At 45.4% G+C, this 11,166-nt stretch carries 13 protein-coding genes and 1 tRNA gene; 7 read left to right on the top strand and 7 right to left on the bottom strand.

From position 1 onward, the window contains the following. Positions 1-614: 614 nt before the first annotated feature. The 3 genes from J7623_RS25850 to J7623_RS25840 form a co-directional block, all read right to left on the bottom strand. Positions 615-698 (bottom strand) — tRNA-Leu (locus J7623_RS25850). A gap of 130 nt (positions 699-828) precedes the next feature. Beyond that, positions 829-1,278, bottom strand: a complete 450-nt coding sequence (locus J7623_RS25845; RefSeq protein ID WP_291926221.1) for a KTSC domain-containing protein — start codon at positions 1,276-1,278, stop codon at positions 829-831. Between the two features lie 108 nt (positions 1,279-1,386). Continuing rightward, positions 1,387-2,022 carry a LysE family translocator gene (locus J7623_RS25840; RefSeq protein WP_291926218.1) on the bottom strand — a complete coding sequence of 212 codons (636 nt, stop codon included), beginning with the start codon at positions 2,020-2,022 and terminating at the stop codon, positions 1,387-1,389. 88 nt (positions 2,023-2,110) lie between these two features. Between J7623_RS25840 and J7623_RS25835 the strand changes: the two genes are divergently transcribed. Next, positions 2,111-3,037, top strand: a complete 927-nt coding sequence (locus J7623_RS25835) for an alpha/beta hydrolase (RefSeq protein ID WP_291926213.1) — start codon at positions 2,111-2,113, stop codon at positions 3,035-3,037. Here the strand turns inward: J7623_RS25835 and J7623_RS25830 are convergent. Continuing rightward, entirely contained in the window at positions 3,024-4,931 is a 1,908-nt protein-coding gene (locus tag J7623_RS25830) for an AAA domain-containing protein (protein WP_291926209.1), read from the bottom strand. The two genes, J7623_RS25835 and J7623_RS25830, sit on opposite strands and share 14 nt — an antisense overlap. A gap of 127 nt (positions 4,932-5,058) precedes the next feature. On the opposite strand from J7623_RS25830, the gene J7623_RS25825 reads away from it, so the two are divergent. From J7623_RS25825 to J7623_RS25800, 6 genes are all read left to right on the top strand, one after another. Next, complete coding sequence (locus tag J7623_RS25825) at positions 5,059-5,463, top strand: DoxX family protein (RefSeq protein ID WP_291926207.1); 405 nt, start codon at positions 5,059-5,061, stop codon at positions 5,461-5,463. A gap of 235 nt (positions 5,464-5,698) precedes the next feature. Continuing rightward, positions 5,699-6,097 (top strand): hypothetical protein, encoded by a 399-nt coding sequence (locus tag J7623_RS25820; protein WP_291926204.1) that lies wholly within the window; start codon positions 5,699-5,701, stop codon positions 6,095-6,097. A gap of 2 nt (positions 6,098-6,099) precedes the next feature. After that, on the top strand, positions 6,100-7,281 hold the full coding sequence (locus tag J7623_RS25815; protein WP_291926200.1) for a hypothetical protein: 1,182 nt from the start codon (positions 6,100-6,102) through the stop codon (positions 7,279-7,281). 101 nt (positions 7,282-7,382) lie between these two features. Beyond that, positions 7,383-8,222, top strand: a complete 840-nt coding sequence (locus J7623_RS25810) for an AraC family transcriptional regulator (RefSeq protein ID WP_291926197.1) — start codon at positions 7,383-7,385, stop codon at positions 8,220-8,222. Positions 8,223-8,289: 67 nt separating this feature from the next. Then, positions 8,290-8,697, top strand: coding sequence for a DinB family protein (locus J7623_RS25805; protein ID WP_291926194.1), 408 nt, complete (start codon positions 8,290-8,292; stop codon positions 8,695-8,697). Positions 8,698-8,707: 10 nt separating this feature from the next. After that, entirely contained in the window at positions 8,708-9,001 is a 294-nt protein-coding gene (locus J7623_RS25800) for a DUF1330 domain-containing protein (protein WP_291926191.1), read from the top strand. Positions 9,002-9,051: 50 nt separating this feature from the next. Here J7623_RS25800 and tsaA read toward each other — a convergent pair whose 3' ends face one another. From tsaA to J7623_RS25785, 3 genes are all read right to left on the bottom strand, one after another. Further along, a complete protein-coding gene (gene tsaA / locus J7623_RS25795) occupies positions 9,052-9,450 on the bottom strand; it encodes a tRNA (N6-threonylcarbamoyladenosine(37)-N6)-methyltransferase TrmO (protein WP_291926187.1) in 399 nt (132 codons plus the stop codon). A gap of 10 nt (positions 9,451-9,460) precedes the next feature. Continuing rightward, positions 9,461-10,699 (bottom strand): DUF6596 domain-containing protein, encoded by a 1,239-nt coding sequence (locus J7623_RS25790; RefSeq protein WP_291926184.1) that lies wholly within the window; start codon positions 10,697-10,699, stop codon positions 9,461-9,463. Positions 10,700-10,814: 115 nt separating this feature from the next. Beyond that, complete coding sequence (locus J7623_RS25785) at positions 10,815-11,153, bottom strand: YciI family protein (protein WP_291926181.1); 339 nt, start codon at positions 11,151-11,153, stop codon at positions 10,815-10,817. Positions 11,154-11,166: the final 13 nt, after the last annotated feature.

The raw sequence follows: 11,166 nt of genomic DNA, 5'->3' as shown, positions 1-11,166 counted from the left end.
AGGGAGTCTTTAAGAGAGCGATATATTCATCTACCTCGAGATTATCTTTTATAACGGTACCAGGATTGCCTTTTGCAGCTATTGCTTCCGTAGGATTATCAATAAAATATTTATCCTTTGTTGCTGCCTATAATGTTTGCTTAAAACGAAAGTAGTAATTGGCCGGTGTATCCCCCGAATATTTATCTAATAGGTAACGTCTAATCCTCTCACATAGATTTTCGGTGTACACAATGTATGTGCCATGCCAGTCAGAAGTGAGTCGTAAGCTGTACTAGACGTTGATGTTAGTGAGAAGCTGTTAATAAGAGTGCAAAGGAAACATGATGAAAGATTGCTTGTAATTATTGTCAGTTGTGACATTTCGGCGCTTAAATAACTGCCAATAATATAAATGGATTTCTGGAGGGAGGATGGATTACCAGGTTCATGAATTAATATCAACTTCTTCCAATTGTATCTGCTGTTATCAGATACGATGTTTACAAGACCGAGTGTCATTGTGAGTGTCTTTTGAGTGTCGCAAATAGTGGGAAGAAGTGCTAAAAAGCGTGAATTTCGACATTTGTACAAACAAAAAAGGTTGTAAGTCTTTGACTTACAACCTTCATGTGTGCCCAGAACTGGATTCGAACCAGCACACCCTTGCAGGCGCTGCGACCTGAACACAGTGCGTCTACCAATTTCGCCATCTGGGCAACTGATATCGTGTCAGGGGTTGCAAAGATAAGCAGACAAAGCATTTCACCAAATTTTTTTCAAAAATTCCTGGAAAAAAATCAGCACATACTAAATGATGATGCGATGAAACCCTTTGCTGTAAAGGCTTTAAACCTCCATGGCTTTGCTCACCTTGCGATACACAAACTCATGATACACATGTCTGCGGCAGAATCTGCCCGGTGTATCTGAGTTAATGAGCTTCACATATATTGCTTTTGGAACATCCAGGTATTCGTAGCTGCTGCCATCCTGGAAGTGCAACTGTAAGGTTTGTTTGGTATAACTAAAGTCTACGATGGTGGAAGCGGAGATCGTTTCTGTATACTGGGGAAGTGCAGCAGCAATTGTTTCCGGTGCAATGCTCACCAGGAAGTGATAAGCTTCGATCAGTTCTTTGCTTTTCAGCTCTGCTTCCTGCTTTTTCTCTTCTTCCAGTCCCTCAAATTTATCAGGGTGCCACTCCTTCATTAAGTTCCTGTAGACTGTTTTTAATTCTTTTAACTCGGTAGTTTTGGTTACGCCCAGTAACTTCCGGTAATCAACTATCTTACTCATAATGTCTTTGTTCAAAAAATAAACAGGCTGATCACTATGAGCAGGCTACCATTTATCTTACCCGAAAAAGTCCGCAAAGTTACGCATTTTTGACCGGGTGACAAGCTTTTATTTGCCCTTGTCCAGCGCCATTTTCAGGGCTAAACCGCCGAAAACTCCCCCCATTAGCCACTTCTGCGCACGTACCCATTTAGGATTGGCCGCAAACCAGCGCGTTACGCCGGCAGCTGAACATATGATTAAAAAGTTGACTGTGAAGCTGACAGTGATTTGTGTAAGTCCCAACAGAAAGCTTTGCGCCAGTACGGAGCCGTATTCAGGTTTAATAAACTGTGGAAAAAACGACAGGTAAAACACCGCCACTTTTGGATTCAACATATTAGTAAATAAACCCATGCTGAATAACTTCAACGGCTTATCGACGTCCAGTTGCCGGTCGGTGTCAAACAGGCTCTTTCCGCCCGGTTTAAGCGTTTGCCAGGCAAGGTACAGCAGATACGCGCTACCGGTTAATTTGAGCACCGTATAAGCGTAAGGAACGGCCATTAATACCGCCGTTAACCCAAATGATACCAGGGTAATGTGAAACAGGAAGCCACAAGCCACCCCGCAAAGTGAAATAAACCCCGCTTTCCGCCCCTGCGTGACCGAACGGGAAATCAGGTAAATCATATTAGGGCCTGGTACTAACACCATGAGCAAGGCGGTGAAAGCGAAAAGGAGCAACTGGCTGATCGGTATCATATTGTTGGAGGATTAAGCGAAAGAAAACACAAGATACCGTTTTCTGGATTTTTAGTACATTAATAGTAAATTTTTCAACCTGCTTTTTATGAGAATACCCGTGTTGTTAACCATGCTGTTGTTATGCGCATCATACGGCTATAGCCAGCAACTGGACTCTATCAATTATCCCAACGGTTACCTTTATTTTCATACTTATGGTAGTGGTACCCCCGTTATCATATTATCCGGCGGCCCTGGTAATTCCTGCCTGCAACAGGAGGAGGTAGCCCTTACCCTCAGTAAAAAATACCGCAGCATTTTGCTGGAGCAAAGAGGTACAGGGTTATCCATTCCTGTGCCTTTTGATTCTACCACTATCAATCTCGGAGAAGCGATGAAAGATTTGCGCCGCCTCCTGGAACATCTGCACCTGAAGAAGGCCGTGTTTTATGGACATTCCTGGGGTGCTATACTGGCAATGAGTTTTGCTGCTAATTACCCGGATAAGGTAAGCGCACTCGTATTGGTGGATCCTGGATATTATAAATATTCACCGGAATGGATGACTACACATATGAATAACCTGCGTAGCCGTCTTTCCACAGCAGAGGTGAGCTTAACAGATTCGCTCGAAAAAGTGATGAACGCCGGAAAAGCCACAGACGAGCAAATGAAGCGTTATTTCAACACCATACGACTAAGTTATATCTATAACAAATCACAGATTGATAGCATGCTGAAAAAAATAAATGTGGCAAAATCCAACCTGGTAATGCAACAGCTGATGGTCAGTGATCTCAGAAGAATACATTTCGACCTGACTAAAAAGCTGGATCAATATAAAGGCCCTGTTACCATTATTGCCGGCAAACAGGATGCCCTGGCTTTTTATACCTATGAACTGAAAATCCTGCGCCCGGGTATTAAACTACGATGGATAGAAGGCGCCGGCCATTTCCCGATGTTTGAACAAACACCGGAATTTAATAAACAACTATTGGAAGAAATGAGTATCGCTACTACATATCCATAAATTCCCACGCACTCTGGTAAGCGTTTTTATTTTCCGCGTAGCTGATAAACCCGGCGTAAAAGGCCAGCTGGGAGAGGGTACCGCTGTCGCCAATTACTACCAGCTTTTTACGTGCCCTGGTCATCGCCACGTTCATGCGCCGCGTATCAGATAGGAACCCAATCTTGTTTTCGGTATTGCTGCGTGTCATGCTGATATACACAATATCGCGTTCCTGTCCCTGGAAACTATCAATGGTATTTACCGAAATTTTATCTGCATAGGGCTGTAAGGCAGGTGTATGCAGCAGTTGTTCTTTTAAGAGTTGTATTTGTTGTTTATAGGGAGATATAACTGCTACTGTGGGAAAATCTTTCGGCTGGTAATGTGTACTCAGTTCAGTCACCAGCATTGTCAGGTGCCTGAATAAAAACACGGCTTCTTCCGGGTTAGTGGTACTGGTTCCTTCTGATTTCTCATCAAATCCGCAACCGGCGGTATCTACAAAAGATAAAGGATTATCGTTGTTGAATAACAAATGGTGTGCTACAGAAGCATGCGCTTTTAGTTTATCGCCATAAAAAATACCGGAAGAATAACCCATAATGGTTTCGTGCATGCGATATTGTTCTTCCAGTAGCGTCACAGTTTCCGGATATAACAGGGTACACTTTTCCAGCAGGGTAGTGCTGAATCCTTTCCTGGCGGCTTCCTCCGATTTAATAGTGGGCGATAGCTGGCAATGATCTCCCGCCAGCACTACTTTCTGTGCTTTCAGGATAGGGATCCAGCAGGCGGGTTCCAGGGCCTGTCCTGCTTCATCTATCACAACGGTATGGTATTGCAGATTTTTGACGGTGTAATGATTGGCGCCAACAAGCGTAGCAGTGATCACCTGTGCTTTGGCAATGACATCATCTATGATATATTGCTCGGTGTTACCCACTTCTTTCATGATTTTGCGGGCTTCGTCAAACAGCGCTTTGCGTTGTTCTCTTTCTGCTTTACCGAAATTGCGTTTGTACTTATGCGCCATATCGCGGAATTCATTGGCTTGTTTCTTCAGCCGTTTAATTTCTTTGATACTGCTATGTTCTGATACTTTGCTGTCGAGTGTCAGCGCAGTGAGTCGTTCCGAAACGCGTGCCGGGTTCCCTACCCGGAGTACATTTAATCCTTCATCCGACAGCTTTTCACTGAGCAGGTCTACAGCTGTGTTGCTCGGTGCTACCACCAGTATCTGTTGACGATCCTGTTGTATCAACGCTTTAATAGCCTGTACCAGCGTAGTGGTTTTACCGGTGCCGGGAGGACCATGCACAATGGCCAGGTCGTTGGCACGTAGTATATTTGTTACGGCGGCTTGCTGGGAGGCATTTAGCCGGGGATTAACGTAAGGGGCTAGTTCTTCATGAAACGACGGCTTTTGCGTGCCGGTCAGTATTTTAATCAGCTTACCTTCAGGTGATTTATCCTGTAGTGCGTCTGCCTGTTTGAGGGCATTCTGCATTTCATCGTAGCTGTTATCATCAAACAACACATCGATACCGAGCTTGCCGTCATTGGCCCATTCGGGTAGCTCATCGGTGCGCAGGGTTATTTTCAGGCGATTACCACCCTGGTAGGAGATGGTGCCTTCCAGGTGATCTTCTTTGGGATCATGATTGGAAAATAACATGGCGGAGGCGCCAAAGCGCAGCTGATGGGGGATATCCTGGTGCGTGGTACGTTCTACTTCTACGGTCAGATAGTCGCCCCGGCTCATTTCAGAACCCCGGATAGCAATGGGATACCAGGTTAACCCGTTGGCACGGCGCTCTGCCACAGAGGAGGTGGTGGTCATTTGCTGATACGATTGCCGGTCTGTTTCGCGTTCTAATTTGAGTAAATCAAGCTGCTTTTTGAAATAATCCATGGCGCAAAGGTAAGGTGTTCTGCATTTGTCGCAATCGGCCATTAAGAATGTCGTATTCGCCCTCGACCTAAAACCCGGAATCAGCCTAAGTTTGTATCATCAATCACACAAAGAAAAATCACACTTTATGGAAACACAAACAATTTATATGAAGCCCGCAACTCCTTCTAAAAGCGCTAACATCACCGGCTGGGTGATCACTATTCTCTGCTTGCTTTTTCTCCTGGTAGACGGAGGCATGAAAGCAATTAATGCGGAAGTATCTGTAAAAGGTAGTGTAGCATTAGGTTGGCCGGAATCCCAGGTACAAGGATTAGGTATTGTACTGCTGCTTTGCACCCTGTTATATGCCATACCCCGTACGGCCGTGCTGGGCGCTGTTTTCCTGAGCTGTTACCTCGGTGGTGCCGTGGCAATTATGTCACGCGTAAATGCCCCTTATTATTTCCCGATCGTTTTTGGTATCCTCATATGGGTGAGCCTTTATCTGCGTATCCCTGCGTTGCGTGCGGTTTTTCCGCAGAAGGCGTAACGCTGGAAGTGAGCGCAAAAAGCTATTGTAGCGATTGAACATTGCGGACTTATACGCACAACGTTTAATCGCTACAATAGCTTTTTACTTTCTGCTTTGTCCCCTTTTTTATTTGAGTTTCCTTTGTTATTTTGCATCAGCATTAACCTATACTCCCGGCACATATTAACCTATGCGAAATGCCACCGGGCGTATGTCTTACCGGAATTTAAATCATGCTTTAATCAACAATCCTATGACTCACTATGTAGCCGGAAATGGCGATCAGCAGATTAAGCTGATGGTTGATATTACCACAAATGGATTTGCATGGACCAGGGTATTTATGTTACTTCCTGATGGTACCAAATTCCCGGTGCCTGCCGGCGTATCCGATGCTACCGGCGATATCCGTCCCCTGGCATTGGGACAGGCATCTGCATTACAGGGAAAGAGCGTTCATGTAGTCACCAAAATCGAATTATTCTGGGAAGACCTGGCCACCCGAAAAATAGAATTTGGGAAGATAGGCGCCCGCTATGTGTTCGACAACGGTGCAGATGGCCACAAGGAGGTCACCGCCCCGGACCAGGTGATCAATGCCAGCGGCGATTTTACCACCATTTATTTATTGACTACCGTAAAACTGGACTAACCATGCAATCATTGACCCGTTTGTTGTCCCTCCTGTTACTATTGCTGATCAGCCAGCACTTACTGGCACAGGAAGTACCCGCCGAAAAATTAAGTGTGCCTGCCTCCAGCGCCTTCAAGCTGGTGGATATCTCTCCAACGTTGATAGAATCACCCGCTACCCCTAAAGCTTTTGGAATAAGTGTACTGCAAAATTTCAATGGCGATGGCTGGCCACAGAATTATGCTGCGCAGTTTACGCCCTACTGGTGGGCACTCCCAAAGAACCGGGATGTTTTCCGCTTTATCGGGATCACCCGTCAGCAAACAGGTACCACAAAAGAAGTATGGAAAACGCAGCCGTTTTCTGCGCTCAAGTTTTCGTCTGTGTCAGTGGCTTTCATCAAAAAAGATATGATTCCGGATACTATCAGCACATCACAGAAAGTGTTCTCGATAGGTTTCCGTAGTACCGTGCTCCGTGCTTACCGCCGTGGCTACGCTGCCCGCCTCCAGGAAACGGTTGATACCCTCACGCAGCAACAGCAAGCCGATATCCTGAACGCCGTTAACGCAGACCCGGCTTATAACCGCGCCGTACAACAGGAAGATACCGCCACTATTGCCCGCATCTTCAGAGAATACACCGCCCGGAAAAATGAAACTTTATCCGGGCTAATGAGCCGGGTAAAAAATCAACTTACTGAAAAGCCACTTTTTCAATGGGAAGTAGCCGGAGCCTATGCTACCTATGGCATTGGCGATACTACCTGGAAAGCCGGCAGGGCGGGTATCTGGAGTACCGTGGCGCTCAATACACCGCTGAACAGTCATCGTGCAGGGGCTGTCAATACCAATTATTTCAGCATCGCTGCCTATACCCGGTATATGTATGATGCCTATGCCCTGGCCAATGGCAGCATTACGTCCGCAAACAGTGTGGATGTAGGTGGCCGTTTATCTTTCGAATTCGATCCCATAAGTCTCGGCATGGAAGCTATTTACCGTAATTATACGGTAGGCGATCACCTGAAATCCCAGCGCGTAGTAGGCTTTGTGAATTACCGTGTGGCGAAAGACCTGTACATCAACGGCGCATTTGGCAACGACTTTGGGCTTGATAAATCACGTATACTGGCCATGTTCGGGGTAACGTTAGGTTTTGGAAAAGAGAAGATAGACATGAGTAAGTTACCGGCGATGTAGCAGAAAAAAATCAGTTAATGAAGTATCCCTCCTGACATAAGGTTGTCATCACCCCCTGCTAAATTTGGTCTTTATTTAACTACAAATACTACCTTTACATTATGCAGGCGGATATCCAAACCCTCTATCAGTCACCTATCTGCACCGTACATAATTTTTTATGTCAGTGCCGGGAATGCAAGGTTTCTGCAAAAGAATACCAGGCTACTTTTTCTATGGCTTACATCCGCAAAGGCAACTTCCGCTTTAAGGTGTTCCGAAATGATTTAGATGCTTACAGTGGCTTATTCCTGCTTTGTAAACCCGGTTACGAACACCAGGTTGCGCATGTACATGATATCCCGGATCAATGTACCATTTTTTCTTTTGCAGCTGAAAGTGTTGCCAGCCTGATGCCTTATGCCCAAACGTTTTCCTGGTTTTTTGATAACCCCGATCTGCAGTCTATTCTCGTAAAGGCTACGCCGGAAATGGAACTGCTGCATCAGCGTATCTTTACGCTATTACAACAACCCCGTTATAGCCAGTTAAATGCGGAGCAATTAATGACCTCGCTCTTTCTGTCGATATTGAGTGCCGGTAGCCCACTTCAGCCCTTGCCCGTACTGAATGATAAACAAAAACGCAACTACCTGCCGGTGATCGAAGGCGTAAAGGCGTTTATCAATGATCATTATGCGGATGATATCAGCTTATCACAATTGGCAGCTATCGGTCATATGAGTCCCTTTCATTTCAACCGCTTGTTTAAACAGGTCACAGCGGCATCTCCGTATAACTATATGCTTCAGGTGCGACTTAAAGAAGCCCAACTGCAACTTTCCGATACCCGGCTACCGGTGACCGATATTGCTTTCGCTACCGGCTTTAATAGTCTTGAACATTTTTCTGCAGCGTACAAAAAGCAGTTCGGAAAATCGCCTTCTGCCATGCGTTCCTAAAAACAGCAATATTCCTTAAATACAAGGAGAGGAGGCACGTTAATTTTGGCTCATCAAAACAAATCAGATGAAAGCACAATTATTAGCCACCCTGAACAATGCGAAAGACTATACGCTTCGCGTAGCCGCAGCAATGCCGGCAGAAAAATTTGACTTTAAACCTGTTCCGGAAGTATGGACATTCGGTGAGTTATTACACCATATTGGCTATGGTATTGGCTGGTGGGAGGAGAATTATATCCGGCAACAATCGGCCGACTGGAATCCACCTGCACCCACTACTGGTAAAAAGGCCACCATAGCATATGTAGAGCAAGCCTTTGATGCGCTGCAAAAAAGTATCGACGGTATTACCTTGTCTGAACCCGTGATAGCAGGCTTCTACGCCACTATTGATCACGTAACCCATCACCGCGGACAGGCTACGGTATACCTGCGCAGCAATGGAATCACACCACCGGAATACATCTACTAAAAAATAATTTATGCCAGTATATTACGTCAACAGCTACGACATTACAGATATGGAGGCTTATAGTCAGTATGCTCCACCAGTTATTCTCTTACTCAAACAATATGGCGCCGTGGTATTGGCTGCCGACTTGGAAGCCATCCCCGTAGAAGGAGGAATGAAAAGAATGAATGCCATTATTCAATTTCCGTCGGAAGCAGCGGCATTGCAGTGTTACAATGATCCTGCGTATCAACCGTTAAAGGCGATACGATGGGGAAGTACCGATAATTGTACTATGACATTAGTACATGGATTGGAGTTATAAGACTTAGCTACTCCGGTTGTTGCTTTCCAGCAACGACCGGATATTTCATACTACCTTCGGATAACTGGTTTAATATCAATCACAGGTGTTTGATCCAATGCTTCGAGGCCGGATACTGCAATCACACCATCAGGAGAAACGGCCAATACTTTCACTTCATGTATGCCAATAGGATTAGGCCGGTCAGGCGATCTGGTGGCGAATACGCCCGTAAGCGGAGCGGACGGATTATTCCTCGGCTGGCACGCCAATACCGTCCGATTGGCCTTGTGTAGCCAGGTAAATAAAAGCAGATCTGTGCCCTCTGTAATGTGTTGGATACCGGTGATAAATTCAGGAAAAATGGTGATCATGGCAGCTGGTGCATTTTCGCTCTCCTGCAACGGACATTCTTCCAGCGAGGTTAGTATAGAATCTACTTTGCCGATAAATTTTATATTGGTCTCCATCTGTATGTAATTATTTTTCGAGGCTATTCATCTTCTCCCTGATACCTTGTTTTTCTGTGGGCGTTTTTGCCAAATCATACGCTTTTTGCCAATTCATCGACGCTTTTTGGGTATCAATATCTTTATACAGCTCCCCTAAGAGTAAAAAATAAAAGTGGTTATTCTCCAGTTTTAATTTCTCCGCTTCTACCAGCGCTACCTTGGCCCCGTTGGCTTTATAAAGCGCAAAGGTCCTGTTGAGCGCTACACTGGGCGAATAGTTGATCATCAGCAGTTCGTTATATAACTGAAGAATATGTTCCCATTTTTCAGGGGTATCTTCCTTAATGCAATGCCAGTAAGCAATCCGGGCTTCCAGGTGATAAGAACTCACTTCATCTCCCTGTGCAGAAAGTGCCAGGAAATGTTGCCCCTGGTTGATCAATGCCTGATCCCACAAAGCTTCATTTTGTTCTTCATATAGTACAACGGTATCATCCTGCTGTTGCCGGGCATCAAACCGGGAGGCATGGAAACACATCAGGGCAATGAGTGCGTTGGTTTTAGGGAGATTGGTACTGTTATAATCGGTGAGCATCAAACCGAGTCGCAGCGCCTCTACGCAAAGATCTTTCTGTAAGATCTGGTTCTGTGTTTGAGAGTAGTATCCTTCGCTGAAAAGCAGGTAAATGATGTGCAATACATTGTCGAGTCGGTTAACGATTTCGCGTTCGGGTGGTAATTCCATCCGGATATTCTCCGTGCGCAGTTTTTCTTTGGCCCTGAATAATCTTTTATTGATTGTTTCTTTGTTAGACAAAAATGCTTCTGCAATTTCATCGATGCCGAAACCGCAAAGGATGCGCAATGCCAGTCCTATCTGCGCTTCGCTGGCAATGGAAGGATCACAGATAGCGAAAAGCATTTGCAGCTGGCTATCTTTTATTTGCTGTGCAGAAAAGCTGAAGTCATCATTTTCAACCGTGGTTACTTCTTTGGCGGCGATGGCCGGCATCACTTTCTTCTCATAAATTTCATTTCTCCGGAAATGATACAGCGTTTTTTGTTTGGCTACAGTGTAAAGCCATGCGGTAGGATTGGGCGGCATTCCTTTCTGTTCCCAGGTTTCTGTGGCCTGCAAAAAAGTTTCGCTGACAATATCTTCCGCTATTTCAATATGCTGCAGTCCATAGCGACGGCTGATTACTGCCACCATTTTGGAAAATTCCTGCTGAAATAAATGCTTTAGAGAAGTTTGTTGGTTTTCCATATCGATAGCAAAACCCACTCCCGCAAGGGAGTGGATTTTGAGTAATATTGATAGATAAATATTCGCTTAGATCAATCTCCACAATAGCTTTTTGCCTTCTGCTTTATGCTTTCTGCTACCCCATAATAGGCCTGATTTCCACGCTGCCATTGGCATCCAGCGCCGGGCAACCATGTGCCAGGGTGGTTGCTTCGTCCAGTGAATCCGCTTTCACGATGAGGAAGCTACCGAGGCGCTCACGGATTTCAACGAAAGGACCGTCGGTAATAACACCACCTGCTTTCAGCACTTTACCGTTAAAATCCAGCCTGCGACCGGGTGCCGATAATTTCCCCTGTGCGGCAATACCACCTGCCCAGTCGCCCCATTTCTTGGCGAGTGCCTGCATTTCTTCTGGTGTAGCCTGTGAATAGTCGTAGCTCGGTTGGCGAAATATTAACATGAATTCTTTCATGACATTATTTATT

Source organism: Chitinophaga sp., assembly GCF_017745275.1.
In the GTDB taxonomy this organism is placed as follows: domain Bacteria; phylum Bacteroidota; class Bacteroidia; order Chitinophagales; family Chitinophagaceae; genus Chitinophaga.
Note: the sequence above shows the minus strand (reverse complement) of the source record. Positions and strands in the feature narration are given on the sequence as shown.